Source organism: Streptomyces sp. NRRL B-24085, from assembly GCF_001282115.1.
Classification (GTDB): Bacteria; Actinomycetota; Actinomycetes; order Streptomycetales; family Streptomycetaceae; genus Streptomyces.
In genome coordinates this window covers 14,567-40,737 of record NZ_LJBR01000038.1, presented here as the reverse complement: position 1 = coordinate 40,737, position 26,171 = coordinate 14,567, and the positions used below count along the sequence as shown (strand labels likewise).

Here is a 26,171-nt window from a genome sequence, read left to right as displayed (position 1 = left end):
TCCACCGGGGACGCCGGGGTGCGCAGTGCCCCGGACAGCTCTCCGGCCCGCCCGGCGCCCCAGGCCCCGGCCCCCCCTGCACCCCAGCCCGAGCCTGGGCCTGGCTCGGTGGCCGCGTCCGGAGAACGGTCGATCGCCATCAACGGCAACCCCGGGGGCACCATCTCCACCGGCGACCAACTCGGCGAGGACCCCGCGTGAAGTGGCCTTTCAAGAAGCAGCCCGCGCAGCCGCAGGCATCAGAGCCCGATGTCCTCCCCAGCGTCGAGGCATCCGGGACGCGGTCCGTAGCAATCGACACCGGCGGCGGCGACTTCCTGGGGACCGCCCTGACCGGGGACAACGCCACAGCCATTCAGCTGCCGCCCGAGGCGCTCGTGCCCCCGGCTGAGATCCAGGCCCCACCAGGACTGGACAACTTGCCGATACGCCCGGATACGTTCGTGGGCCGCGCCCGTGAGCTGGAGCGGTTGGATGCCGCACTCTCGTTCGGGGGCCAAACGGTCGTCCAGGCGGTACATGGGCTGGGCGGGATCGGCAAGAGCACTCTGGCCGCGCACTGGGCCGCCACCCACCCCCACGGCCGTGCCCCGGTCCGGTGGATCAACGCCGAGAGCCCCGTCGCCGTCCAGCAGGGCCTGGCCGACCTCGCCACCGCCCTGCAACCCGCCCTGGCCAAAGCCCTGACCGCCGAAGCACTCGCCGAACGCGCCGCACAGTGGCTGGCCACGCACACCGGCTGGCTGATCGTCCTGGACAACGTCAACGATCCCGCCGACATCACCGGCTTGCTCGCCCGCGCCCCCGGCGGACGCTTCCTGATCACCAGCCGGCTCGCCGCCGCCTGGACCATCGCCACCACCGTGGTCCGCCTGGACATCCTGGCCCCGGACGAGTCCCTGGACCTGTTCACCCGCATCACCACCGCCACAAACCCCGGGCGGGACCTGGACGGCGCCGCCGACGTGTGCGAAGAACTCGGCCACCTGCCCCTGGCCATCGAGCAGGCGGCGGCCTACCTCGCGCAGAACCCGCTCATCACCCCCCGCGCCTACCTGCGCCTGCTCGCTGAGCACCCGGCGGCGATGTACCGCCACGGCGCGGCCACCACCCCGGCCGAGCGCACCATCGCCCGCATCTGGAACGTCACCCTCAATCGCATCACCGAACTCCAGCCTCAGGCCGCCGACCTGCTGCGCACCCTGGCCTGGTACGCCCCCAACCTCATCCCCACCACCCTGGCCGACGGCGGCCCCGCCGACCCGCCTGCGCTACACGCGGCACTCGGCCTGCTGACCGCCTACAGCATGATCACCCCCGACAACGTCACCGGCACCCTGGCCGTCCACCGGCTCGTCCAGGCCCTCGCCCGCACCCCCGACCCCGAGGATCCTCACCGCACCCCGCACCACATTGCCCAGGCCCGCGAACAGGCCACCGCCAACCTGCGCACCGCCCTGCCCGCCACCTGGGAAACCCCCGCCACCTGGCCCACCTGGCGCACCCTGCTCCCCCACATCGACGCCCTCGCCGATCACACCACCGCCGACACCGACACCGCCACCACCGCAGGTATCCTCAACCACACTGCGGGCTTCCTCGGCGACCAAGGCCGGCCCGCCCACGCCATCAGACACCTCCAACGCGCCCTCACCGCCTGTGAACGGGTACTGGGTGAGGACCACCCCGACACCTTGAACTCCCGCAACAACCTTGCCCTGGCCTACCGGTCGGCTGGCCACCTAAAGAAGGCCATCGCCCTATACGAGCGGACCCTCACCAGCCATCTGCGGTTGGACGAAGACCATCCCTCCACGCTGACCGTCCGCAGCAACCTCGCCAGCGCCTACCGTGAGGCGGGACTCCTCGAAGAGGCCATCGCCCTGTACGAGCGGACTCTGATTGACCAGCTACAAGTGTTGGGCGAAGACCACCCTGGAACCCTGGCTTCCACCAATGGCCTCGGCCGTGCCTACCAGTCGGCGGGAGACCTGAAGCGCGCCATCCCCCTGTTCAGGCATGCTCTCATCGGCCATCTGCGGGTGTCGGGCGAAGACCATCCCTCCACGCTAGCCGTCCGCAGCAACCTCGCCGGCGCCTACCGTGAGGCGGGGCACGTGAAAGGCGCCATCCTCCTATGCGAACAGAACCTCGCCATTCGGGAGCGGGTTCTGGGTAAAGACCACCCCGATACCCTAGCTTCCAGGAACGACCTCGCTGGCGCCCACCGGGCAGCAGGGCACCTGAAAATCGCCATCTCCCTGCACGAGCAGACCCTCACCGACCAGCTACGGGTGTTGGGCGAAGGCCACCCCCACACCATGGCTTCCCGCGGCAACCTCGCCGAATCCTACGAGTCGGCGGGAGACCTGAAGCGCGCCATCCCCCTGTATGCGAAGGCCATCAGCACTTATGAACAGGTGTTGGGCGATGACGACCCCCATACCTTTGCTCTCCGCCGAAGGCTCGCTAGCGTCTACCGCTCGGCGGGGTTTCCCGACCGCGCCATACCCCTGTACGAGAAGATCCTCGCATCCTGCGAACGGGTGATGGGTAAAGAACACTCGCTCGCGGTGATGGCCCGAGACGATCTCACCGCTGCAATCGCCGAACGCGACGGTGCAAGATCGTAGTGACCGCCGTGTCACAAGCACGGATGTGACACAGGCGGCCGACCGCCGGACCGTGATCACGTTCCCGCAGGTCGCCTTGTGTCAGAAGCTGACGTCACCAGGCTTGGTTCAAAGCCCGCGTCATGGCGCCAAGCCGTGGGATCGATCTCGCCTATTGCCGTGTCAGTACGACCAATGGAGCGCCATGGACGGGGCTTGAGCAAGCGAACTCGTGTCCGGGGCGGTCTATCCGATCTGCGACTACACCTTCGTAGGTCCGGGCGCTCCCGTCCGCGGCGCGGACGGGAGCGCCCGGACCTACGGATGCACACCCTTCTCCATCACAGCCTCAGCGGCGAACTCTCCGGCGGCCATTGACCTTCAGGCTCTCCCCGGGCCATCTGCCGGGGGAAATGAGGAAAGGGCCACGCTTCTGAGACAGGCACGTGGCCACCGGCGTGAGACACCGCGTCAATGCGCCTGCCACAGTCCTCCGAGATGTCAAACGGCATGAGATCTACACAATGAATCCAGTAGTCCGCCCCGCGCTGACCTGCGACGACTAACGTGACTGGCAAAGGGGTTGGTGCGTCCGTCCCGCTCACCAACGCCGTGACCTATGGTGACTGCGTTGGATGGCAAGGAACTCCACGGACTGGGTTCGATATCGGCGGACAACTTGTCAGTTGACATTATGTGTGGGATCTCAGGTCCCGTAGCCGCACTTCACGAACCGTGGCCACTCAGCGGCCAGTTGGCCGCGGTTGCGAGACTGACCAGCTATCCATCGCATTCCCGGCCACGAGCCGGCGCCGCCGGGCCCCCTGCAGCGTGATCTTCGGCGTGAAACAATGCCGGGATGGATCAGGGGGCGGCTGCCGTACTCGCGGCGCTGATCGCAGTGGCAGGTGTGGCGCTTGGCCTCTTCGGGGCCCGCTGGCAGGCACGCGGCATGCAGGAGCAGGCGAACGCGGCCATCGAAGCGGTCAGGGCGCAGGGACGAGACCAAAACGCACAGTGGCGTCGAACCGTAAGGCGCGACGTCTGGGTTGAATATCTCGGAGCCGTGGATGAGTTCAGGCTGACTGCCGGAGTCGTGGCAGGACATCTCGCCGACGAGAATTTACCGGAGGCCGAGCGGGAACTCGAAGTGGCTCATTCCCGCTACGTGGACGCAACTGACGCATATCGCAAGATCGAGCTTGAAGGGCCCGAGCAGCTCGTCACTAAGGGCTACGCCTTGCAGGGCGCCATAGTCTGGACGATCTTTGAGCTGGAACAGGCACTCACTGCCGTGCGCGCGATGGGAGTACTCGAAGGTGCCGGGCAGTTCGAGCAGCGCGAGGTTCCCTCTGATGAGAATCGGCCGATCGCGGCGGTTCTCAGGTCCCTACGGGAGCTGCGGGGAATGGACTCCGACGATCCGGGCAGCACGGAGTACGGACAGCGACTCAGCCTCCAGATCCACGCCTTGGACTTGCTAGCTGCCTCTGACACCACGGCCCTCGTTTACACGTACGCACACCAACTGTCTCTAAGCGAAGCTGTGGAGCGCTTCCCCCACGGGCGGTGGCGGCGTTTCCACGAAGTGCGAACAGACTTCGTCCAAGCGGCTCGCTCGCATCTCGATGGCAGCACCTGAGCGTGACCGCCGGTCAGGTCGCTGGTAAATCGTCGCTCGCTCAGGCCGATCCGAGGATTCGGACACGACCGTGAGCCTGGCTGGCCGGGAAACGGCGACAGACTTCAGGCGAAGGGGACAGCGTGCCGCCGCCCCCTTTCCTCGCTTGGACCGGTCAGCGTTAGGTAAGGATCCAGCGCCCGGCAGGCGTCACCGCTGTGACTGAGCCGCCTTACATTGGCCACCTGAGCATCCCAGTTGGCCACCACGATGACCTGACGCGGTCAGGGCGTTCCTCGGCCAGCCAGAAGGGCCTGGTAGACGAAGAGGGTGGAAGTCTCTCCGCATGCCCAGTCCCAGCGGCGAGCGTCCCGGCCGACAGACAGGGCCGCGTCTACCGTGCGTCCATGCACGGAGTTCGCGTCGACAGTGGTCCCACGCCGGCAGACTGGCTGAGCGCCTGGTCGACAGCCTTTGCGGCGGTCGGCACCGTGGGTGCGTTGCTCCTCGGCTTGCTCCTCTGGCGACAAGACCGGAAGCAGCAACGCCGTGCCCAGGCACGCCGCGTGCACGGCCATGCTGTCCCAACGGAGGAATACATGCAGGGCACGGACGTCAGTGCGGCGGAGTACGTCATCGAGAACAAGAGCGATGGTCCGATTTACATGGTCCACCTGCCCCGAGAGGGGGGCGCCGTGATCCAGCTGAGCAACATGGTCCCGGCCGAGGCGAGTATCCGCTACGCGGTCGAGAACGTCACCGACGTTGAGCGCCTAGGGCTGGCAGACGGGACCGTGAGTGCCGTGCCCATCACCTTCTCTTTCACCGACCAAGACGACACCCGGTGGACGCGCTTCGACAACGGGCACCTCAAGGAGACGGCAGACGCTCCATGACCGGGCCAGCACATGCTCAGAATGACCAACCGAAGCGCTCCGTGGCCAGGTAAGGCGCTCAGTCACAACCGCACCCGCGCAACCAGATGTGACCTCCACCGGTAGATAGCCAATCCGTCCAAACGCGTCGCAGGCCACGGGCTCGCGCTCAACCGCAACTGGCCACTTTGCTCAGTGATGATTGGCCAACTGGGTCACGGGCTCGGGTCCAATTGGCGTTTGGGTCCGTGGGCCGTCAGTGACATCCGGGACGGCGGTCGCATGCCTCACCGGCGGCGGCCAGGTGCCACGGCTCCTCCTTCAGTCCGAAATCTCGCCGTGCCGCTGGCCGTCGGCTAGGGCTCTGACGTGGGATGAGTCGACTGCCGAGCGGGACCAGTCCAGCGGCGAGGCCGCGCCGAGTTCGGTGAGCAGGGCCTCGGGCCGCTGCTGCCACACGTCGGCCGATCGGTAACGCCACGGCGACAACGAACGTGAACCCACCAGGGGCTGTCCGCCGGTACTACCGCGAGGCGGCACCGCCCAGCGGCCTACGTGAACGACATCTCAACGGAGATGGTCTCCCACATTGCGTTGAACCAGAGAACCGACTGCTCAACGAAGTCTGTGTCTGGACCGTTTTCACCGGCTCCGAAAACCCGCACCAAGCCCATGGGACCCGCGTCATACACTTCCATGATCCGTTGATCGATCTCTATCTCACGTCGCACCATTGTGTAGTACGAAAACAGTGCGGTGCTGTCATTGATGAGGTACAGCTTCGCCATGGGGGCAAAAGGAATCGCCCGATACGCAACTTGCACATCGACGCCGTGAGTTGCGCGAAGTGATCGCAGCGAGGTCGTCATCGACCTTGCATGAGCGTTACGCTCACTGAGCCACGCCTGGTGGACATGGCCGTCTTCGTCATCGTCCGGCTTCGCCGCGCGAGGGAACGCCAAATCAATGTCTCGGCTGGGAAGCAGCACTCGAACGTTGATCCTTTCTGGCTTCACCTCCCCAGCATGAATCGCATGAATGGGATCTCCCATTGCAACTGCCAACGACTGGCCGTTGAGACACATGGCGTCAATCCAAACCTCTGGCGCCGCGAAAGCGGACCTGAGGTGGTCACGGAGGGCCACAACGGAAGAGGCGAATGGAACCTGGGGAGCGTCTGCGACTGCCGGAGATTCCATTAGTTGTCGCCAGCGGCGTTCGACCGGCGGATCCTGTTTCGCCCATCCACATAGCAAACGGACCACTTTCAGCAATTCCTCTGCGTCCCGTGGTACGTGGTTACCTCGGCGCCAATCGCTGAGTGTCGCCACCGGGACACCTGATTCCCGGCTGACCCGGGTGAGCGTCAACCGGCCTCCAGCCTCGGCCTGCGCCACCTCCCACAACTTGGACAACTCGACGACCACGGGGGGAACCGCGCTCACGCGGGCAGATCTATCCAGCATCCGAACCCCCACCGTTCGTGGCTTGCTTCCGAGTCGGAAGTTCCGACTCGTGTGCCGAGCCTACGGCTCGCCAACGGCCTTTCCGAAGTACTTCGAGAGCACTGCCGTTGGGCCGCCGAAGCACCATCAATGGACCTCAGGCGCAGCGGCATTGAGGGCCGCGACCCACCTGGGGAGGCTGCAATGAAGAGGAACAGTCCAACTGGTCAGCGACTCGCACGCACCGCGTTGTTCGCGTTGGTTCGTGGAGCGGGAGCGGCTGTGGGCTCAGCCGCCGTCGCAACGGTCGTCTGGTGGGTGCAGACGCGGTGATGCTCTCCCCTTAGAGGACGTCCTGCTTGAAGAAGCGATAGTTCATGGTTTGTGCCAGGTTATGACCGTTTCACCCGTCGCTCGTTTTGCGAGATTGGAGATCATCGCGAGGCGAATCATGCTCTCGGAGTGCGCCGGTTTGGTCTCGTAGTCGCGGGCGAGGCGACGGTGCATCATGATCCACCCGAAACTCCGCTCCACGACCCAGCGCCGCGGGATCACGGAAAAGCCTTTGACCTGCTCGTTCCGTGGAACGACGTCGACATCGATACCGAGCGAGGCGCCGTGTTCGATGGCCTTCTTCTTGTAGCCGGTGTCGACCCATGCCTTGCTGATGGTGGGGTGGTCGGCGGCGACGCGGGTGAGGAGCTGGATACCGGCCGCGTTGTCCGAGACGCTGGCGGCGGTCACCATGACCAGCAGTAACAGGCCGAGAGTGTCGACGACGATGCTGCGTTTGCGTCCGACGATCTTCTTGCCGGCGTCGGTGCCTTGGGTGTCGGTGGGAACGCTGGTCGCGGTCTTGACGCTCTGGGCGTCAATGACACAGGCAGTGGGTTCGGCGGTGCGTCCTGCCTGCTCACGGACCATCCGGTGCAGGTGGAGGCCGAGTTTCTCGATGGTGCCGTCGGCGGTCCAGGCGCTGAAGTAACCGAACACGGTGGTGTGCGGCGGGAAGTCATGGGGCAGGTAGCGCCAGGGGACGCCGGTCCGGTTGAGGAAGAGGATCGCGTTCATGACTTCCCGCAGGTCAGTGACCTTTCCCCCGAGGTTGAGCGAGGTCTTCTGCCGCTCGGCCCGCCAGGCCGTCAACGTCGGCTCGATCAATGCCCAGCGGGCATCGGACAGATCGCTCAGGTACGGCTGGCGCTGCTGCGAGGAGGTCATGGGGATACTCATGCACGAGGACCACACCCGGGCATATCGCTCGATCGAGCGAGGCAAAAGCCGTCTTTCAGAAGGTATTCGAACCGGACAGGAGCTATCGGCTTTAACCATCGCGAAATGCGAGATCAGCACCGACGCGACTGCGGCCGCAAACTACCTGTTTCGCCTGTACGACGCGAATTCCGGCAGGAGCGAACCCCCATGAAGCGTCACATAAGTGACGCGAACGTCCTCTTAGAGGTCGTTTTCATCTCTAGTGCGGTGATAGCTCCGCTATTGCGCCAGCCGATGAACTGGTGCGGGTGGGGCTGTCGAGGTGGTCTTGCTTTCTGAGGCCGATGGTGTGACGTCTGGGGCGCGATTCGGCTTACGCCTGTCTCATTCCAGGACGCCCGGATCTGTTCCGTGCTTCCACCAGGCAGGATGCACGCCTGGGCGCACGCCCCCGACCGGCGGTAGGTCCAGGACATGGCCGACCGTCGTGCGTATCCGAGTGATCTGTCCGATGCCCGCTGGGAGTTGATTGAGCCGGTCCTGTCCGCGTGGCGCTTCGAGCGTCGCGGCCGGGCCCTGGACTTCGGCCGGCCCCCTGAGCATGACCTGCGCGAGATCATGAATGCGATCCTGTACGTGGACCGCACCGGGGTGCAGTGGCGCTACTTGCCGCACGACTTCCCGAACTGGAACACGGTCTACGGCTACTTCGCCAAATGGCAGCAGGAAGGCGTGTTCGCCCAGCTCAACGGCCTCTTACGGGAGTTGGTGCGTCAGCAGGAGGGCAAACACCGCCACCCCTCGGCCTGCGTGATCGACGCCCAGAGCGTCAAGACCTCCACTTCCGTCCCCGCCAGGACACAGGGCGTCGACGCGGGCAAAAAGATCGTGGGCCGCAAGCGCAGCATCATCACCGACACCCTCGGCCTGCTGCTCGCGGTGCTGGTCACCGCGGCCGGCGTCCAGGATTCCACCGCCGGCCGACCTCTCCTGGAGCAGGCCGCCGCCGACCACCCCACCCTGCGCAAGGTCTGGGTCGACGGCGGCTACCGCAAGCACTTCGTCGAGCACGCCGCAGCCCTCGGCATCGACCTCGAAATCGTCCAACGCACCCCTGGGGCCAGGGGATTCACCCCGATCCCGAAGCGGTGGACGGTCGAGCGGACCTACGGCTGGCTGATGCTCCACCGCCGCCTGGCCCGCGACTACGAGACCCTCCCTGCCCGCTCCGAAGCCATGATCCACCTCGCCATGACCGACCTCATGGCCCGCCGCCTCACCGGAGAGAACACCATCTCCTGGCGCGACCCGACATCACCGGATCAAATCCGCATACCAGGATGAAACAACGGGAGAAAACGACCTCTTAGCCGGTCCAGAGCGCGGCTGGCAGCACATAACCCACGTTCATGCAGCGAACGATGCATGAACGTGGTCTTCGCCGCAGGAACGGCGTTGCTCATCGGCAGAGCGAGCGTCCTCGGCTTCACCGCAGTGGTCACCATCGGCCGACGCCACCTTCGGATACACGCCGTCTCTCGAAGGTGACGGGGGCCAAGTAGCACTGCGAATGGCCAACCATCACTGCGAGGCACACCAGACGGCGAGAGATGCGCCGAGAATCGAACAAATGATTGAATATGGCCATGGAGTTTGCGCCCTACCCTCGTGACCTGCTGCAAGCGCAACATGACTGGTATCGCACGTACGACGCACTTGCCGCACTGCCTCCCACGGTGGGGGCCACAGCCCTGCGTCGACGGCTCCTGGTCTTGTCCTCCCGGATCGCGTGGCATCGGCACTGGTCAGTCCAGCCGTCTCGTCCTGCCGCCCGCGTGGAGTTGCGGCGTCAGGCGCGGGCTCTGGAGACCGAGGCCCTGTAGAGGAGGGACCGTCGTGGCCGCCTCCCCGTCGCAGCCGTTCGCCTTGATAACGCTGGTCTTGCCGGATGAGCAGGCCGTGCAGGTCCGCCTGTACGAGAGGTTGCAGACGACGGGAAGACACCCATGGAGGTACCGCATCGGCGTGCCCTCCTGGGTCGCGACGGAGGACGGGGTGGAGCCTGCCGAGTACTCGGTGTGGGTCACGGACAAGCAGCTCCAGCCGATCGATGGTGTAGACCTGTCGATCGTCCCAACACATCGGCGCCTTGATGCTCTTCCGCTGCCGAAGCCGTCGGGGTGGGTCGTACGGCCGGATCCGCAGCGTCGCGGCGGCACGGTCGTCCATGATGCCGTTTGCCGCCATGCGACGGTCGGAGGCAAGGAGTTGGGGACCATGGAGGCGCTGGACGCGCTGATGCGGCCCGGCGCCTCAGCGTGCCACGAGTGCGTCGCGGCCGAAGTGCTCGTCCCCGCACTGGAGTTGGGTAAGGGTTTCGGGTAACTGCCACGGCGGTGCCGGAAGCGGCAGCACTGTCGATCCCGCGCCCCCTACCGTGTCGAGCCATGACGGTCCTGATCATCCGCGGCAGCGGCTTCCTGGGAACCGAACTGGCACGCCAGGCCACGGCGGCGGGGCACGAGACCGCCGCGACGTTTGCCACCACCCGACCCGGCACGGTCTCGGAAGTCCCCTGACATCCCCTCGACGTCTGGGACCCCGCGCAGGTTGACGGAGTGATCGACGACGTGGCTGCCAGCATGTCGAGGACCTGGCTGCCGCGCTCTTGGAACTCGCGCTGCCCGATGCAGCGGGGGTGTTCCACCTCGCCTGGCTGGAGGCGCTCAGCCGTGGCGACCTCGGCCGACTGATCGCCGAGCGCGAAGGGCTGGACGCCGCGCGGCTGACCCCCGGGCCGCGAACCGACACCCCGCTGCCGGGACCCCTCGACGTGCGTCTTGACGGCCGCGCCACGCAGGAATGGCTTTATCCACGAGAACGGGAGTCGTTTGTCAATGAGCGCGGGAAGCACTTCAAAGCCGGCCAAGTCGATGTTCACGAGTTCGGGAGGCACCCGCGGTGCCGCCCTGTTGGGCACAGAGCGGCCAGGGGCACCTGACGGCGCCGGTGGAGGGTGCCAGCAGCCCCCTCCACCGGTTTCGCTACGCCACGAGCTTGTGCAGGGCGAGCACCGTCGCGCCTGCGGCACCGAGCCCGGGCAGCGGGCCTGCCAGGCTCAGGACGAGGGCGCCCGCCAGGACTCCGGCGAGCAGAATGATCGCCCAGCGCTGGGGCAGGGGCTGGGGGTCATTGGAATCTGCCACGTACTGTTCTCCTTGAAGGAATCCTCGAGCAGGCGGCCCCGGCTGAACCCCGGGGCCGTTCGCGTCTGTGCGAACGACGTGACCGCCGAGCCCGCGTTGAGCGGGCCTAAAGTCCATGGTGAGGGGCCTGGAAGTCCCTTCGTCGGGACGTGATTAACGTTTTGATCCGGGTAAAGGCTCTTGAAGGTCTTTACCCGGATCAAGACGGTGGGATCAAAACGCTAATCTTTCTTCGTGGCTGATGCACGGGAGACGAACGAGCGCAGACTGCGCCGACTGCAGCAGATGCGAAGGACCGGCTCGGTAACGAAAGCGTCTGAGGCCCTGGGCGGAATCTGGAAGGCAGGGAAGAAGCCGGACTCGATCGTCCTGCGCACCGCTTTGCTGCGGGCCGACGGGGAACGGTCGAGACTCACCAAGCTAGTCCTTCCGCGAGGGATAGCGCTGCGCTTCTACCTGCTGGCCCTCTTCGAGGCGCAGTGCCGACTGGACACGAGGGACCCCTGGCAGAACGTCCGCCCGCTGAAGGGTGCCGAATCGTGGTCCGCCCTCGTTGCCATCGACGGTGCGTACGACACGGCGTCGGGGGCGTACGACGCCGCGTTCAAGAACATGCCTCCAGAGCTCCGCGGTAGTACGCGCGCGGAGGAGCGGTGGCGCACGAGGAAGCTGGAGGACCTGCGGCTTCGGCAAGTCAAGGGAGCCCTGAGAACTCTGGAAGAACTCGGCCATGAAGACGCCTTGGTCTCCCTGCCCCGGGGCGCGCGCGGACAGCGGTTATACGAGGACTTCTCGCTCATGGAGGAAGGCGGGCGGGGCGATATGCCGACCCCAGACTTCTACACCGTCCCCGTCCGTAGCTGGACAGCCGCCAGGACGATCACGCTCCCTAAGGATTTCTTCCTGAAGGGCTGGATCCAGGTGCTCAATCCTTCCGAGGTCGCCACCTGGCTCATCCTGAGATGGATGAGCCAGTGGGCGCCCAGGAAGCACCGCGTGTCGGGCGTCTTCCTCACCACGCGGCCCCGCATGCAGGCCTTCGGTCTGCGTGACGATGCCTGGGAAGACGGGTGTCAGCGCCTTCTCGAGTTCGGTCTCATCCGCCACGCCGAACCTCCCGAGGGGCTAAAGGCTGCCCTGGACGCGATCGCCGACCCCGTCATAACGGCGCTCTTCTCTCAGCCCACTCGCGTCCGCCAGCCTTACCAGCCACATTTTTGGCAGATGACCGACGATGGGCTCGCTGAGAGCGCCGCGCAGGCGCTCGACCGGGAACTCACCCATCGGCGAGAGGCACTCGCCGATGCCGCCATGAAGCGCGTGCAGCACGATCCCGAGCGGCTCGCCGGCCATGCGCCGGCCGACGAGTGAGGCGCGCGCCGCACGCGGCTGCCCTGAGCCCGGCCCGCTTTGCCAAGGGGGACCCTCGAACCGCCGACCCGGCCGTCAGCGACTCCCGAACTCATCGACATTGATCAAGCGGCGGGGTCTCCCAGTGACTCCGGGAGTCGTTGATAAACGACTCCCGTTCTCATGCGCAGAGCCACAGGAACGCCTGCGGACCAGGATCCGAGGCGCCCGCGAGCCTTCGTGACGGCGGTCGCGCTGTCCGCCACTTCCGCAGGTTCCGTCGGCCGTCGTAGGTCGCCCGCGCATGCTCCTGTGGGGTCCGGCCAGGTGGCGGCTCCCATCCGTAGGCCCGTCTACCGGGCACGCGAAAGCCCCCGAAATCCGTGACGGAATTCGAGGGCTGTGGCGGGTGCCGACGGGGCTGTATCAGCTGTGAGCGGGGCCGTCGCTGTCGTCGATTCGGCGGCGGCGTGCCGCGAAGATGGCGCCTCCGCCAGCGGCGAGGAGGAAGCCGGCGCCGCCGAGTAGCCACGGGGTGGCGTCGACTCCGGTGTGGGCGAGCGTGCCCTCGGCGGTGGGGACCGCAGTGCTCGACGCCGTCTCGGTTACGACCGCGCTGTCGGATGGCGAGACAGACGGCGAGGAAGTGGTGTCGCCCTGGTTCGGGATCGGCTTGTCCGACGTGGACTCGTCGGCCGGCTTGTCTGACGGTGTCGGCGTACACGTGAACGTGCATAGCCGCGTACGGATGAACGTGCAGAGTTCTTGATGTGTTGGGGGACGATGCTCGGCACTCTGCTGCCTGTTGTTGAGGTTGCAGAGAGGGGTGGGCCGTGGTCCTGGATCCGCAACGCTGGCTGGAATTGCGGCGCTTTCGCGGTCTGGTCGAGTCCGGTGCCATGAGCCTGTCGGAGGTCGCCAAGGAGACCGGACTCAACTGGCGGACGGTCAGCAAGTACCTGTCTGCCGACGGGCCTGTGTCACCGCCGCGCCGGTCCCCGAGCGGGCGGTCCCGGGCGAGGGTGATCGACGAGTTCGCGCCGCTGGTCGACTCGATGCTGCGGGCGGAGATCCTGATGAAGGCCGCCGTCATCCACGAGCGGTTGGCCACGGAGTACGGGTTCACCGGCAACTACCAGCGGACCAAGCTCTACGTTCAGGAAGCCCGCCCGCGGATCGCCGAGGAACTCGGCATCACGCCCAAGGAGTTGGCGGGGATGCACCGCCGGTTCGAGGTGATCCCCGGGGCCCAGGCCCAGGTGGACTGGGGCGACGAGGGCAAGGTCCTCGCCCACACGGGCATCACGAAGGTCTACTCCTTCCACATGACGCTGTCGTACTCGCGCGACCCGTTCTGCTGCTTCACCACCAGCCAGGACCTGCAGACCTTCTTCGACTGCCACCGCCGGGCATTTGCCCACTTCGGCGGGGTGCCGATGACGATCGTCTACGACCGGACCAAGACCGTCGTCCGCCGCCACGTCGCCCCCGGCGAGGCCGTCCCGCTGCACCCGGAAGCGGTCGGCTTCGCCGGCCACTACGACTTCGACATCGACGTGCTGGCCGCCTACCGGCCCACCGGCAAGGGCCGCGTCGAACGGCAGGTGCTGATCGTCCGCGACCACGTCCTGTCCGGGCGGGCCTTCTCCTCCATCGAGGAGATGGACGCCGCTTTCCTGTCCTGGGTGCCGCAGCGCAGGGCCCAGATCCACAAGACCCACCGGGAGGTCATCGGCGAGCGGGCGGCCCGTGACCACGCGGCCCTCAAGCCGCTGCCGCCGACGCCGTATCTGGTGGCCGAGCGGCACCTTCGGCCGGTCGGCAAAGACTGTCTGGTCGCCTTCGGCGGCAACCTCTACTCGGTGCCCGCCCGCCGCGTCCGCTCCCGTCAGCTGGTCGAGGTCCGGGCCACGAAGTCGCAGGTGATGCTCCATTCGACCGCTCCCGACGGCAGCGGCGAGACGCTGCTGGCGATGCACCCGCGGGCTGTCGGCCGCGGGACGCGTGTCGTCGAGGAGAGCCACTGGGACGGTCTGCCCACCGGAAAGGGCCGACGGACCACCACGGGTGACGTCCCGCCGCGGCCCCGGCACGAACCGGCCCCGGGCGAGGCGGCCGGGCCGCTGCAGGCCCTGCTGAACCGGGCCGTCGCCACTCAGATCGAGGTCGGCCGCCGACCGCTGTCGGTCTATGACGAGCTGACCGGGACCCGGCCCTTCACCACCAACTCCCCGACGAAGGAGTCCTCTTGAGCGAGCTGACCGGCAACCGCATCCGCACCACGGCCGGCAAGCTCGGCCTGCCCCACCTGGCGGAGACCATCAACGAGTACACCCGCCGGGCCGACGAGGCCAAGCTGGGATACCTCGACTTCCTCGACCTGGTGCTGTCCGAGGAACTGGCCGTCCGCGACGACCGACGCTTCCGCCAGGGCCTGCGGCTGTCCCGGCTGCCGCATCACAAGACGCTGGATGAGTACGACTTCTCCTTCCAGCCTGAGCTCGACCCGCGCAAGGTCAAGGACTTGGCCACCCTCTCCTTCGTCGAGGCCAAGGCCAACGCGGCCCTGCTGGGGCCGCCTGGAGTCGGCAAGACGCACATCGCCGTCGCCCTGGCCGTCGCGGCCTGCCGGGCCGGCTACTCGATCTACTTCACCAGCCTCGACGACATGGTCCGCAACCTCAAGGCCGCCGAGGAGACCGGACGGTTGAGCAGGAAACTCGGCACCTATCTGCGGCCCAGCGTTCTCGTGGTCGACGAGGTCGGCTACCAGCCCCTCGAGCGAGCCGAGGCGAACCTGGTCTTCCAGGTGATCTCCAAGCGTTACGAGAAGGGCTCGATCATCCTGACCTCGAACAAGACCTTCAGCGAATGGGGCCAGGTCTTCGGTGACGAGGTCCTCGCCACCGCCATCCTTGACCGTCTCCTGCACCACTGCGAAGTGATCTCGATTAACGGCCCGAGCTACCGCCTGAAGAACCGCCTCAAAGCCATCGAGCGCGAGACCGAAGTCGCCTGACACCTCTGCACGTTCATCCGTACGCGACTCTGCACTTCAGCTCGTACGCCGACAGACGGTTTCTCGGAGGTGGCGGGCTCCGGTGTCGTGCCGGTGGTCTTGGCGTTGGTGACGGTCACGGTGACCGGGCTGCCGGGCTTTGCGGTGAAGCTTTTCGAGGGCTTGTACAGGTCGTATCCGTCCGTTGCCGTCGTTTGCTTGACCCAGAAGTGACTGCCGGTACGGCTGTTGATGGGCAGTTTCGCGGAGGCGGTGCCGCCTGCGCCGGTGGTGAGGGTGAGGAGGGTGGTGTCGCCGGTGCCGATGTTGACGGTCGACCCGGGCAGCAGCTTGTCGCTCTTGCTGTCCTTGGTCTTCAGCGTGACCGTGGCGGGCTTGAAGGGGTCGGTGATCGTCAGCGGACTGTCCGCGCCAGGGGTGACGATGACGTCCTGGTCGTCGACGACGTCATGCAGCGGGCTGCCACTTGTCGGGACTCCCGTGAGTTCCTTCCGTTCGATGCATCTCCCGCTGACCTGCGACGCTGGTGAGGCGGGGTTCACTCGATCGCGTGGAGAGTTCGACGTTCCGTCGAGATTCCTGAAGGTCTGCCGCTATCCATGACGCATGGACGTTGGCATTGAACTGAGGCGTGGATGACGCTCGCGGTCGTCCGGTCGATCGGGACACCGCGGCGGCTGGAGACGGCACAGGAATACGAAGACTTCGAGCAGGAACTGGTCGACCAGTTCCTGCTGGCCGGAGTCGGCGCGGGGCTAAGCGACGACTCCATCGCAGACGACCGCCGGGCAATCTTCGAGTTCGTGGGGTTCCTCGGCGCTCCGCTATACCTCCACCGTCGACCAACCCGGCATCGTCGAGTACCGCCTGCGCAACTCCGGACCACGCCCGTCCCTACGAGCCGGCGACGTCGGCTGACGCCGCTGGCTATGCCCGCCGGTTGAGGCTCAGCCACGTGTGTGGATAGCCGGGCCAAAGGCGCGAGCGAAGCCCGCATCCTGTCCGGCCGCTGTCCGGTCCCCCCGGCCTTCAAGCCGTGGGTTTGGCGCTACCCGGCTGCATGTCGTGCCCGGGCTGCCGTGGAGGGATGAGGCGCGCTTGTCCGGTCTTGGGCAGGGTGTTGCGGGTGCGGCGGTGGAAGGCGAGGAAGCCGATCAGTGCGGCCGTGGTGAACCACAGGAGCTGGATGGCGAGGTACTTCGGCAGCGGAGTGTTGGAAAAACCGGCGCCGGTGCTGGCCTGCATGGCGCCGTAGGAGGGCAGGTAGCGCACGATGGAGCCGTCGGAGCTGGAGCTGTAGAGGGGGTTTTGCAGGGCGAGGTCGATGACGCTGGTCATCAGGATGGCGAACATGCCCTCGACTTCGCGGCGCAGCAGGGAGCCGAAGGCGACGCCGAGTGCGCCGTAGGTCAGTCCGGCGCAGAACAGTGCGGCGGCGAAGACAGCGGGCTGTTTTGGTGCTTGGAAGGCGCAGGTGAGGGCGGTTGCGTAGGTGGCGACGGCGGCGGAGGCCAGTGCGAGGCCGGTGATCTTGGCGAGGACGAGATGGGTGCGGGGGTATCCGGCCAGGGCCAGGCGGCGGTCGAAGTGGCCGCCGGTGAAGGTGGCCGCGAACATCATGAATCCGATGATCAGAGTGACGGCATTGAGGACTCCGGTGATCTCGGTGATCTGATTGCCGCCGGGGGTCAGTACCTCCCCGGTCGCCCGCAGCCGGAACCGGATCTCGGTGCTCGGCACGGACAGGAAGCCGAGCGCGGTCCATGCGGGGATGAAGAGGGCGACGAGCACCATGGCGAAGCGGTTGCGCAGATGCTCGATGAGCGCGTAGCGGGTGGCGGTCGCGAAGAGGGTGAAGTGGCGGCTCAAGACCGGGGGGTGCATCATGCGACCTGCTCCGTGGTGCGGTCGTGCAGGAGGCCGCCGTCCAAGCGCCACAGCACGTCGAGGCGTTCGGCGTCGTAGGCGAGGTGGGAGACGACGAGGACCGAACGGCCGGCCTCACACAGCCGGGCGGCCAGGTCCCAGAAGCGTTGGTAGGTGTCCCAGTCGAACCCTTGGTAGGGCTCATCCAGCAACAAGACCTGCGGGTCGTGCATGAGGGCCAGGGTGAGGTTCAGCTTCTGCCGGGTGCCGCCGCTGAGGACGCCGGCCCGTTCGTCGATGTACTCGCCCAGCCGGAGCGTCTCCATAACCTCTTCGGCCCGGCGCAGATCGGTGAGGGCGTAGGCGGTTTTGAAGAAGTCCAGGTGCTGGCGGATGGTGAGGGCGTCGTTGAGGACGGCTGTCTGCGGGCAGTACCCGAATCTGCCGTGGTGACGAACCTGGCCGCGGTCCGGGCGGAGTTCACCGGAGAGGATCTTCAGCAGTGTGCTTTTGCCCGCGCCGTTCTCGCCGACGATGCCTGCCAGCACGCCCGGTCGCAGTTCCAGGTCGATTCCGCGCAGCACCACGCGCTTGCGGTAGGCGTGGTGCACATCGCTGACTTCCATCGAGGGCTTCCTCCAGCATCGTGGCGCCATGGACGCACTGGGCTTCGTTCAACGTCCCGCGGGGGCGTGAAGGCACGGAATCGCCCAGGATCAGCGGAGCATGTCATCCGATGAGGTGGAGATCATCGCGATCGGCGCGACGGTCAGGCAGCGGACTCTAGGTTTTCGAGATGACCACCCCCCTCTCCCCTTCCACAGTGCAGATGCCTGCGCAGGCCCCGCACGGAGCTGTCGACGCGGCGGCCTTCGGTGCTCCTCACCCGTCCGCCGGCGTCGAGATCTGGTACCTGACCGGGCACGTGCGTGATGAGGATGGCCAGGAGCACACCTGGACGCTGAGTATCCTGCGCCACCACGACGCGGATGATCCGGCTGCCGGCCCTGGCTACTGCCTGTGCGTCACGCACCACGGCCCGGCGGGCCTGGCCTACGGCACGTGGATCACGCCTACCGCCCTGCGGGTGGTCCGGCAGGCGCTCGACGGCGACCAGGCCATGGATTCACGGGTTCGTACTGCACTGTCCGAGGCCCTGACACAGGGCCCGCTGCTGCCCGACCGGCTGCTGCAGCAGCCGGTGACCGAGGCGGCCGGGAACCTGGACATCACTGTGGGCGATCTGGCGGCGCTGCGCCGCGAGGAGGACGGGACCTTCCGCCTGTCCTTCCGGGAGCGGACAGAGTTCGAGCTGGTCCTCACCCCGGTCAAACCGGCGGTGCCGCAGTTCGGCCCCACCGGACGCACGCCCGACGACACGACCGGGCTCACCTCACTGTTCATGCCCCACCTGGACGTCCAGGGCACCCTGCTCACCGCTGACGGCACGCGCAAGCAGGTGGCGGGGCGGGCCTGGTTCGAGCAGGACTGGGGCGCCACCTACTACCGCAACTCCCAGACGCGGGGCATGTCGGACCTCATCTGGGAATGGGCTGGCCTGCATCTCGACAACGGCTGGGAGATCAGCGCCACGCACGCACGCGCCTCCGATCCCGCCACCGGCGCCACCTCGTCCGTCCTGACCCGCGCCACCGCCGTCGCCCCCGGCTGCGACGTCTACTACCTCGACATGTCCTGGCAGCCGACCCGCCACTGGACCTCACTGAGCACCCTCAACACCTATCCGACCACCGTGCGGGTGAGCGTGCCCGCCCTCGGCCTGGAGGTGGAGGTCACCGCGCCCACAGCCGGGCGGGAGATCCGCTCCCTCACCGTGGGCCGCGCCTTCTGGGAGAGCCCCGCCACCGTGCGCGGCACCATGAACGGTGTGCCCGTGTCCGGCGCGGCTGTCGTGCAGACCCGCCCGGACAACACCATCGGCGACATCGAGCACTACATGCGCCGCAGCCACGACATCGCCCGCGCGGAAGCCGCCGCCGTGTACCCGGACGGCCCGGACGACACCGCCGCGATCAGTCTCCTCGCGGGCACGCACGACGGAACGCAGCTGGACGACACCGCCCACGCCCGGCTGCACCAGGCCCTCGTCGCCCCGGTCCTGCATCTGCTGGACAATCCCGGACGCTCCTGGCGCCCCTACATCGCAGCGACCGTCCTCGGCCTGCTGGGCACCGACCCCGAGCCCTACCGTCCCCTGACCGCGGCCACCGAGCTCATGCACACCTCGGCCCTGATCGTTGACGACATCCAGGACGGCTCCCCGACCCGACGCGGCCGTCCGAGCGTCCATGAGGTCTTCGGCACCGCCGAGACCATCACCTCCGGCACCCTGGGCTACTACACCTTCGACCCCCTCTTCCAACGCGTCCCCCAAGCCGACCCGGCCACCATGCTGCGCATCTACCAGCTCTACTTGCGGGCCATGCGCGCCGGCCACGCCGGACAGGCCCTCGACCTCGCCGGACATCACACCGCCTTCGACGAAGCCGTCCAGACCGGCGACCCCCGTGCCCTTCTGGAGCAGATCCGCACCACCCACCGCCTCAAAACAGGCCGGCTTGTCCGCTGCTCCGCCGAGGTCGCCGCCATCCTCGCGGGCGCCGACGAACCACAACTCGCGGCGATCTCCCGGTACTTCGAGGACGTCGGTATCGCCTACCAGATCAGCGACGACGTCATCGACCTGTACGGCCAGGTCAGCCCGGATGAATACCGGCAGGGCATCACCGTCCGTTCTCCCGCGGAAGACCTCGCCACCGGCACCGTCACCTACCCCGTCGCCCACGCCACCGGCCTCCTCGACAAAGCCGACCGTCAGCGCCTGTGGGCGGCCCTTCACGCACGCACCGACGCCGGCGCCATCGAGGCATCCGACCTGCTGATGCAAAGCGGCGCCCTCGACGTCTGCCTCACCGAAGCCCGCGAACTCGTCGACCACGCCTGGCAAGCCCTCGACCCCCTGCTCCCGCCCACCGTGCACAAGGCGATGGTCCGCGCCCTCGGCTGGTACGCCGCCCAGCGCATCTCCGAATACGACTCGCACGCACCAATCCGCCCCACTTCATCGCTCAGCCACAACGCCCCTCATTGAGGCGTGTTCGCGAGCGATCGCGTTTCCGCATGCCACCGATCGCAGAAACCCTCACAGAACCTGGTGCTCTGCGTGACAGTTCCGACGACCACCGCCGGAGCCATCACGCCGTACGGAGGCGGCGAAGCGGTAGCGGCCCAGGACGTTGAGAGTTCCTGTGCTCGAGCGGGGGCAACCTCGGCTGCCACTGCCCCATCTGTGGCAGCCGGTTCGGCCAGCCCGGACAAACCCTGGCCCGCCGGGTGCCGCTATGGTCGAACCACCCGTCAGTTCGGCTTCGAGCCCCCTTCGGAAAACGCGAACCCACGGCCCTTGGACACCTCCTTGAGCCGGTAGACCCCCGGTGCCAGGTGCTCGAATGCGAGCTGGCCGTCGGCATCGGTCTTGCCGCGGGCGGCCTGCTGACCCGTGGAGTCGAGCAGGGTGAACGAAGCGCCGGCGAGGACGTCACCGCCGGGATCCTTCTTCAGGATGGTGACCCCGCCGGTCTCAGCCGCGTTCAACGGGACAGTGGACGTGGACTGCGTCGGCTCGGGGATCTGTGCCGCGGCGGCCGGAGCCAGGGACACGGTGCTGGCCACAGCGGCGATGGTTACCGCTGCGGCAGGAAGACAGCGGGCAGAGCGGGTGTGCAAGAAGGGGACTTTCCTGGATGGGGCGCGGGCAGGACTGCCCGTCGGCAGAAGGGGGTTGGGCCGGTCAGCGGGTAGGGCGCGGAGGCTGGACCAGTGGGGCGGCCGGTACCTGACGGATTCGGGTCCGGCGACGTGAGGGCATGGTGCTCGCGTAGCGGCGGGCCGCTACGCGTACGAGATGTTGCTGGTCGTCGATGGGACGTGTCTCGATGTGGGCCAGGCCCTGGGCGATGGAGGGGCCGAAGAGCGAGCCCGCGGGCAGGCCGGCGGCTTGGACGATCTGCGCTGCGGCTTCGACTTCGACTTCGACTTCGACTTCGACTTCGACTTCGACTTCGACGAGGATGCCGTACTCGGCGGGGATGTTGAGCAGGTCGACGGCATGGTGGCAGAAGCCGTCGATGGCTTCGGTCAGGGTGAAGTCGTCGTCCATGACGTCTTCGATCAGGTCGAGCATGGTCAGCGTGGCGGATTGCAGCCGGGCGCGGAGGTGCGGGTCCGTGAGCCAAGGGCCCTGCGGTGCCGACGGGGTGTGGGCCTCAGGCTCGGCGGTGCGTGTGGCCTCGGCCGGAGGGCCAGCCAGCGGGGCGGGGCCATGTATCTCCGTGTTTGTGTGGTGGGTCAGCGTGTTCGTGTTGCAGTGGGGCTGGCCGGGGCGGCGGGGACCTTCTGCACGGTGCAGGCTGCTGGCCGGGAGCGTGCGGTGGTCGTCCAGGCTCCGGGGAACCAGACCTGTGTGTACTGCTCGATCGCGGCCAGTAGCCCGCCGACCTCGGCGCCGGTCCGCGGTGGCTGGCGGTTGTGGCCACGCAGGTCGAGGATGCGGGCGTAGCCGCTGTAGCCGGGCTGGTCCTCACGGACGGCGTGGCGCCGCGTAAAGGTGCCGTGCTCGTCGAAGGCGAGGACCACGGCGTCCACTTACCCCTTCTCAGGATGGCGAACGGCAAGGCGCAGACCGTCGTACTCGTTTTCGCGGATGGTGCGCGAGAAGTCGATCCGCAGCCGCAGCGAGGAGCTGGGCAGCGGGGTGGCGTAGTAGGTGTTGCCGATGACCGAGCTCTCGGCGAACGGGAGCGTGAGGTGCTCGGTGAAGAACTGCTGGGCGTGCAGGGACACTTACGGAAGACCTTCTGGCGTGCGTGGGCAGGAGAGATCGTTCAGCGGCGTGGGCCGGTGCGGGCGGCGGGAGTCGCGGCAACGGTGGTGGTACTCCAGCGGGGGACGCTGCGGGTGCCGAGGGCCGGTCGGCGGGCGGTGGCGCGCTGGACGTCGAGAGGTGTGGGTACCGGGGGTGCGGGTGGTGTGACGGGGGTGAGCTCGGCGGCTTCGCGCAGCGAGGAGAGCATCGAGTCCTTCCAGCGCGGCAGGGGTGCCGGGTCGGACACGCTCTGGGTGATGGCTTTGACCAGGGCGGTCGGTGTGTGGGTGGAGGCAGTGGCGTACCAACGGGCGTGGCCGCTCTTCGGGCCGCCCCACAGGTACCAGCGGGCCTCCAGGGTGGTGAGTTCCTTTGCCGGGTCGAGGCGGCCGGTGGTGTATTCGAGGGTGGCCATTCCGTCGGGGGGCTGGAGTTCCATCACGCCCCAGCGCGGGTGCTGGAACTGCCAGCCGTTCTTGATCAGCGGGACCACGGCGTCGAAGGCGCCGAGTTCGGGGTCCTTGAGGTCGGGCGGGGCCAGATACGTGTCAGGTCCGGCCGTGTATGCCTCGGCGAGGGCGGTGGTGAAGGCGGTCACGAACTCCGTGGGGGCGGAGTCGTTGAAGCTGACGCCCCACGCGGGCGGGCCGAAGCGGTCGCGGTGGGCATTGATCCGCCACAGCCCGTCGTCGTCTCCCTCGGGCAGGTACCCGAGGCGGACGCGGTGGTCGGGCGCGGTGACGTAGGCGTTGCCGAGGTCGTCGTGACGCAGATCAAAACCGAGCGTGAGGAGAGGCTCCAGCGCGGGGTCGCCGATGAAGGTGCTGCCGGCAAGGTAGCGAGGGGAGACGTAGACGTCGCCATCGATCTCTTCGGTATCGGGCACAGGGGTCCTGGGGGTCGGGGTGGAGCAGTGGCAGGCGATATCAGGTGCTGGTGCCGCGCGGAGCTGCCGGCGAGCACACGGCGGCCGGACCGGCGGGGATCAACTGCTTCTCCAGGTCGGCGGGTTGGCCGGTGTAGTGCAGGTTGCGAAGACCCAGAGCGGCTGCCGCCTGGCAGTTGTCTTCGCGGTCGTCGATGAACAGGACGCGTCCGGGATCGGCGACGCCGGTGGCCGCGAGGGCGTGTTCGTAGGCGGCCGGGTGAGGTTTGCACAGGCCCAGGCGGGCCGAGTACAGGGCGTCGGTCATCAGCGTGCGCCGCCAGTCGGTGGCATCGAGGATGTCGCTCAGGAAGTGCGGGGCGTTGGAGAGGAGCACCATGGGCAGGCCCGTCTGGTGGGCGCGGTGCAGGATGTCGAGGACGCGGTCGTCGGTGCGGGTCCACATGGCGGTGTCGGCGATGCGCAGGGTGCGCAGCCAGCGCGGGCCGGGGTGGTGGCCGAGGACCTTGGCCCAGTAGGCGAGATCGCTGAGCTCTCCGGCGTCGTACGCCTCCCGGGGAGCCCAGAAGGCGTCCTGAAAGGAGTCGAGTTGCCCGTGGGGCCACTCGGCGAGGTCGGCGAGGCGTCTCCACATGATGGGGGTGGGCTGTCGGCCCAGAACACCGTTGTAGTCGATGATCAAGGCGTCCACACCGGTGGGCGTGAGGGAAGTGCTGGTCAAGGGGCGGTCTCCAGAGCTTTGCGGGACAGGGCGGCGACGGCGGCTGCGAGGAGGGCGGGCAGCAGCAGCGCGATCGGCAGCGCGGTGAGGGTGGCGAGGGCGCCGATGAGGGCGGGGCCGGCGAGCAGGCCGACGTAGCCGGTGACCGCGACGGTGGCGACCGCGCGGGGTCCGCCGACGCCGGCGGCAGTGATCAGGCTGGGGATCGTGACGGACAGCCCGAGGCCGAAGGCCGCCCAACCGGCCAGTGCGAAGGCGATGGTGGAGCCGGCCAGGCCCGTAGCGAGACCGAGCCCGGCCAGGGCTGCGCCGGCGCGTACGACGGCGGGTGCGCCGTAGCAGGCGGTGAGCCGGTCTCCGGCGAGACGTCCGGCGGCCATGGCCGCGCTGTAGAGGGCGAATGCCGCCGCGCTGGTCGCGGCCGTCGCGTCGAGGTTGTGCAGGTGGATGGCGGCCCAGTCGGCGGCGGCCCCCTCCCCCAGCAGGGTTGCGGCCGCCAGCGTGCCCAGCAGCCACAACCGGGAACGGGACATTCCCCCACGCCCGTCCGGGCTCGGGGGGTTGCGGTACTGGGCGGGCTCGAGTCCGGGGGCGGCAACGCGGCGGGTGAGCCGAGTCGTCGCACAGGCCGCTGCCGTGGCGGCGGCCGAGACGCCAGCGAACAGGACGGTGTGGGGTGTGTGGGCGGTGGCCGCGGCCACCGCGGCCCCCAGGAGGGCCCCCAGGCTGTAACTCGCATGGAGCCCGGCCATGATCGGGCGCCCGTGGGCGTTCTGGCATCGGACCGCAGCAGCGTTGACTGCGACGTCGAGGACGCCGTGCGCGGCGCCGAAGACGAACGCCGCCACAAGGAGGGTGTCCAGGCTGCGGCAGGCGCCGACGGCGGCGAGGCAGGCGGCGAGAGCGATGGCGCCGCCGGTCAGCAACGCGGGCAGGCGGGCCGGGTGGGCGAGGCGTCCTCCGGTCTTTAGTCCGGCGACCATGCCGAGGGCGGCGGCCAGCAGGACGAGGGCGAGTTCGGCGGTACTCAAGTCGGCGGTCTTTGTGACGGCGGGCATGCGCGCGCCCCACACGGCCATCACGACACCGAGACCCGCGAAGTACCCGGTCAACAGGCGGCGGCTGCGCACCAGATCGGTCGCCGCGGTGCCGCTCACGCGGCGAAGTCCTCTTCGGCCGACTCTTTCTGCGCAGCCGCGGTCACCTGGACGTCGAGGTTGCGGTACGCCTCCTGGGCGCGGGCCTGGGCGACGGAGGCGTTCGGGCCGGTGGCGATCAGGAAGCCGATGCGCGCGGTGAACAGATCGCCTCCGTCGTGCGGCAGCACCAGCCGGTCACCGGCCTGTCGCTGGAAACGTACGCGCTCCAACCCCTGGGTGCGTTCGGTCAGGCGGCGGGCGGTGAGGGTGCCGGAGTAGGCGGGGTAGATGAAGCGGATCGCTGCGGCCTGGTGGCGGGTGGGGGTCAGGTCGGGGGCGCGTCCGCAGGCGATGTCGGCGGCGGTCCGGGCGAGGTCGATGCCGGTGGCGAGGTGGACGAGGTGGCCGATCAGGTCGCCGGCGAGGCGCGCGTTGACCTCGATCAGTCGTGGGCGGCCGTATACCAGGCGCATCTCTACGTGGCTGATCCCGTCGGTGATGCCCAGCGCGGTGATCGCGGATTCGGCGACGGGCGTCACGGTGGCCAGCAGCGCGTCGGCCGCGTCCACCGTGTGGGCGAGTTCCTCGAAGTAGGGTTCCAGGCCGACGGTCTTGCGGGTGACGGCGACCACCGTGGTCTTGCCCTGGAACGTGGCGCACTCGACGCTCACCTCGTCCCCGTCGAGGTACTCCTCGACCAGGACCTCGGTGCTCTCCACACCGTGTCCTGCCGTCTGGGCGGCGATCGCGTACGCGGAGGGTAGGTCGCCCGGGGCGTTGACGCGGATCACGCCGATGCTGGCCGCGTACGCGGCGGGCTTGAGGACGACCGGGTAGCCGATCCGTGCGCCGGCCTGCGCCGCCTCTTCGACGGTGCGGACCCGGGCGGACGCGGCCGAGGGCACCCCGTGCCGGGCGAACAGGGCCCTGGAGGTGGCTTTGTTGCGGCAGCCCTGCATGACCTCTGGGCCGGTCGTGGGCAGGCCGAGGCGGCGGGCGAGGCGCGCGACGGGCACGAGGTACCACTCGGTCCACGTCATCACCCCGGCCACCGGGTGCCGCTCGGCCAGGGCCAGGGCAGCAGCGGTCAGGGCCGCCTGGTCCGTCGGATCGGCGACCTCCCAGTCAAGAAGGTGCGGGCGTTCCCAGGTTGGTTCGCTACAGGTGATCAGGACGACGTCGTAGTGGGCGGCGACGTTCTGAAGGCAGTCCGCGCGATACGCCTCGGCCTCCATGTCAGCGGCGGCGACGACCAGGACGACGGGACGAAACGGCAACAGAAGGCTCCAAGTGCGTATGTGCGAAAAAGGAATTGATGTGAGGGCACGCCG

The 26,171-nt window shown here is 67.8% G+C and carries 26 protein-coding genes and 2 pseudogenes; 13 read left to right on the top strand and 15 right to left on the bottom strand.

Translation table 11 applies throughout. From position 1 onward, the window contains the following. From AOJ26_RS44185 to AOJ26_RS43340, 4 genes and pseudogenes are all read left to right on the top strand, one after another. Window positions 1-201 (top strand): annotated as a pseudogene (locus AOJ26_RS44185) (hypothetical protein); the annotation flags it as partial. Next, window positions 198-2,633 (top strand): FxSxx-COOH system tetratricopeptide repeat protein, encoded by a 2,436-nt coding sequence (gene fxsT, locus AOJ26_RS05810; protein ID WP_053847076.1) that lies wholly within the window; start codon window positions 198-200, stop codon window positions 2,631-2,633. The pseudogene AOJ26_RS44185 and the gene fxsT, both read left to right, overlap by 4 nt. Before the next feature lie 838 nt (window positions 2,634-3,471). Then, entirely contained in the window at window positions 3,472-4,254 is a 783-nt protein-coding gene (locus tag AOJ26_RS05805; protein WP_053847075.1) for a hypothetical protein, read from the top strand. A 386-nt stretch (window positions 4,255-4,640) separates the two neighbouring features. Beyond that, entirely contained in the window at window positions 4,641-5,129 is a 489-nt protein-coding gene (locus AOJ26_RS43340) for a hypothetical protein (RefSeq protein WP_143663563.1), read from the top strand. A gap of 530 nt (window positions 5,130-5,659) precedes the next feature. Here the strand turns inward: AOJ26_RS43340 and AOJ26_RS43335 are convergent. After that, complete coding sequence (locus AOJ26_RS43335; RefSeq protein WP_143663564.1) at window positions 5,660-6,553, bottom strand: helix-turn-helix domain-containing protein; 894 nt, start codon at window positions 6,551-6,553, stop codon at window positions 5,660-5,662. 375 nt (window positions 6,554-6,928) lie between these two features. Further along, complete coding sequence (locus AOJ26_RS05790; RefSeq protein ID WP_053847073.1) at window positions 6,929-7,774, bottom strand: IS5 family transposase; 846 nt, start codon at window positions 7,772-7,774, stop codon at window positions 6,929-6,931. Window positions 7,775-8,242: 468 nt separating this feature from the next. Here AOJ26_RS05790 and AOJ26_RS05785 point away from each other — a divergent pair, with 468 nt between their 5' ends. The 3 genes from AOJ26_RS05785 to AOJ26_RS45180 all read left to right on the top strand — a co-directional run bounded on the left by AOJ26_RS05785 (window position 8,243) and on the right by AOJ26_RS45180 (window position 10,347). Continuing rightward, complete coding sequence (locus AOJ26_RS05785; RefSeq protein ID WP_053847072.1) at window positions 8,243-9,112, top strand: IS5 family transposase; 870 nt, start codon at window positions 8,243-8,245, stop codon at window positions 9,110-9,112. A gap of 552 nt (window positions 9,113-9,664) precedes the next feature. Next, window positions 9,665-10,153 carry a DUF6233 domain-containing protein gene (locus AOJ26_RS05780; RefSeq protein WP_046917774.1) on the top strand — a complete coding sequence of 163 codons (489 nt, stop codon included), beginning with the start codon at window positions 9,665-9,667 and terminating at the stop codon, window positions 10,151-10,153. 62 nt (window positions 10,154-10,215) lie between these two features. Continuing rightward, window positions 10,216-10,347, top strand: coding sequence for a hypothetical protein (locus AOJ26_RS45180; protein WP_373413176.1), 132 nt, complete (start codon window positions 10,216-10,218; stop codon window positions 10,345-10,347). A 465-nt stretch (window positions 10,348-10,812) separates the two neighbouring features. On the opposite strand, the gene AOJ26_RS43330 is transcribed toward AOJ26_RS45180, so the two are convergent. Beyond that, a complete protein-coding gene (locus AOJ26_RS43330) occupies window positions 10,813-10,974 on the bottom strand; it encodes a hypothetical protein (RefSeq protein WP_159026228.1) in 162 nt (53 codons plus the stop codon). Window positions 10,975-11,208: 234 nt separating this feature from the next. Between AOJ26_RS43330 and AOJ26_RS05775 the strand changes: the two genes are divergently transcribed. Continuing rightward, window positions 11,209-12,345, top strand: coding sequence for a hypothetical protein (locus AOJ26_RS05775; protein WP_143663565.1), 1,137 nt, complete (start codon window positions 11,209-11,211; stop codon window positions 12,343-12,345). Between the two features lie 405 nt (window positions 12,346-12,750). Here AOJ26_RS05775 and AOJ26_RS44175 read toward each other — a convergent pair whose 3' ends face one another. Continuing rightward, entirely contained in the window at window positions 12,751-12,993 is a 243-nt protein-coding gene (locus tag AOJ26_RS44175) for an LAETG motif-containing sortase-dependent surface protein (protein ID WP_234358461.1), read from the bottom strand. Here AOJ26_RS44175 and AOJ26_RS44170 point away from each other — a divergent pair. From AOJ26_RS44170 to istB, 3 genes are all read left to right on the top strand, one after another. Further along, window positions 12,911-13,093, top strand: coding sequence for a hypothetical protein (locus AOJ26_RS44170; protein ID WP_234358460.1), 183 nt, complete (start codon window positions 12,911-12,913; stop codon window positions 13,091-13,093). The two genes, AOJ26_RS44175 and AOJ26_RS44170, sit on opposite strands and share 83 nt — an antisense overlap. A 64-nt stretch (window positions 13,094-13,157) precedes the next feature. Then, the gene (gene istA, locus AOJ26_RS05765; protein WP_053847069.1) at window positions 13,158-14,576 is read left to right on the top strand and encodes an IS21 family transposase; all 1,419 of its coding nucleotides are present in this window, start codon (window positions 13,158-13,160) and stop codon (window positions 14,574-14,576) included. Beyond that, on the top strand, window positions 14,573-15,343 hold the full coding sequence (gene istB / locus AOJ26_RS05760; RefSeq protein WP_053847068.1) for an IS21-like element helper ATPase IstB: 771 nt from the start codon (window positions 14,573-14,575) through the stop codon (window positions 15,341-15,343). The genes istA and istB overlap by 4 nt, the downstream gene beginning before the upstream one ends. Window positions 15,344-15,396: 53 nt before the next feature. Here the strand turns inward: istB and AOJ26_RS05755 are convergent. After that, window positions 15,397-15,810, bottom strand: a pseudogene (locus AOJ26_RS05755) (SpaA isopeptide-forming pilin-related protein); the annotation flags it as partial. A 168-nt stretch (window positions 15,811-15,978) separates the two neighbouring features. On the opposite strand from AOJ26_RS05755, the gene AOJ26_RS44165 reads away from it, so the two are divergent. Then, on the top strand, window positions 15,979-16,287 hold the full coding sequence (locus tag AOJ26_RS44165; protein WP_234358459.1) for a hypothetical protein: 309 nt from the start codon (window positions 15,979-15,981) through the stop codon (window positions 16,285-16,287). An 85-nt stretch (window positions 16,288-16,372) separates the two neighbouring features. On the opposite strand, the gene AOJ26_RS05745 is transcribed toward AOJ26_RS44165, so the two are convergent. Together AOJ26_RS05745 and AOJ26_RS05740 are read right to left on the bottom strand one after the other, a co-directional pair. Continuing rightward, window positions 16,373-17,230: an ABC transporter permease gene (locus tag AOJ26_RS05745; protein ID WP_234358458.1), complete on the bottom strand. Its 858-nt coding sequence runs from the start codon at window positions 17,228-17,230 to the stop codon at window positions 16,373-16,375. Next, window positions 17,227-17,835: an ABC transporter ATP-binding protein gene (locus AOJ26_RS05740; protein WP_053847067.1), complete on the bottom strand. Its 609-nt coding sequence runs from the start codon at window positions 17,833-17,835 to the stop codon at window positions 17,227-17,229. Before AOJ26_RS05740 ends, AOJ26_RS05745 begins: the two co-directional genes overlap by 4 nt. A 170-nt stretch (window positions 17,836-18,005) precedes the next feature. On the opposite strand from AOJ26_RS05740, the gene AOJ26_RS05735 reads away from it, so the two are divergent. Beyond that, on the top strand, window positions 18,006-20,321 hold the full coding sequence (locus tag AOJ26_RS05735; RefSeq protein WP_053847066.1) for a polyprenyl synthetase family protein: 2,316 nt from the start codon (window positions 18,006-18,008) through the stop codon (window positions 20,319-20,321). A 266-nt stretch (window positions 20,322-20,587) separates the two neighbouring features. Here AOJ26_RS05735 and AOJ26_RS05730 read toward each other — a convergent pair whose 3' ends face one another. The 8 genes from AOJ26_RS05730 to AOJ26_RS05700 all read right to left on the bottom strand — a co-directional run bounded on the left by AOJ26_RS05730 (window position 20,588) and on the right by AOJ26_RS05700 (window position 26,075). After that, on the bottom strand, window positions 20,588-20,902 hold the full coding sequence (locus tag AOJ26_RS05730) for an MSCRAMM family protein (protein WP_053847065.1): 315 nt from the start codon (window positions 20,900-20,902) through the stop codon (window positions 20,588-20,590). A 118-nt stretch (window positions 20,903-21,020) separates the two neighbouring features. Next, window positions 21,021-21,413: a hypothetical protein gene (locus AOJ26_RS43325; protein WP_053847064.1), complete on the bottom strand. Its 393-nt coding sequence runs from the start codon at window positions 21,411-21,413 to the stop codon at window positions 21,021-21,023. Between the two features lie 164 nt (window positions 21,414-21,577). Continuing rightward, on the bottom strand, window positions 21,578-21,874 hold the full coding sequence (locus AOJ26_RS44160) for a hypothetical protein (protein ID WP_234358457.1): 297 nt from the start codon (window positions 21,872-21,874) through the stop codon (window positions 21,578-21,580). Next, entirely contained in the window at window positions 21,875-22,072 is a 198-nt protein-coding gene (locus AOJ26_RS44155) for a hypothetical protein (protein ID WP_225966874.1), read from the bottom strand. A 41-nt stretch (window positions 22,073-22,113) separates the two neighbouring features. Next, on the bottom strand, window positions 22,114-22,980 hold the full coding sequence (locus tag AOJ26_RS05715) for a DUF317 domain-containing protein (RefSeq protein WP_053847063.1): 867 nt from the start codon (window positions 22,978-22,980) through the stop codon (window positions 22,114-22,116). Between the two features lie 40 nt (window positions 22,981-23,020). Beyond that, window positions 23,021-23,701: an HAD family hydrolase gene (locus AOJ26_RS05710; RefSeq protein ID WP_053847062.1), complete on the bottom strand. Its 681-nt coding sequence runs from the start codon at window positions 23,699-23,701 to the stop codon at window positions 23,021-23,023. Beyond that, the gene (locus AOJ26_RS05705; RefSeq protein ID WP_053847061.1) at window positions 23,698-24,858 is read right to left on the bottom strand and encodes an MFS transporter; all 1,161 of its coding nucleotides are present in this window, start codon (window positions 24,856-24,858) and stop codon (window positions 23,698-23,700) included. The genes AOJ26_RS05710 and AOJ26_RS05705 overlap by 4 nt, the downstream gene beginning before the upstream one ends. Continuing rightward, window positions 24,855-26,075 carry an ATP-grasp domain-containing protein gene (locus tag AOJ26_RS05700; protein ID WP_053847079.1) on the bottom strand — a complete coding sequence of 407 codons (1,221 nt, stop codon included), beginning with the start codon at window positions 26,073-26,075 and terminating at the stop codon, window positions 24,855-24,857. The genes AOJ26_RS05705 and AOJ26_RS05700 overlap by 4 nt, the downstream gene beginning before the upstream one ends. Window positions 26,076-26,171 lie beyond the last annotated feature (96 nt).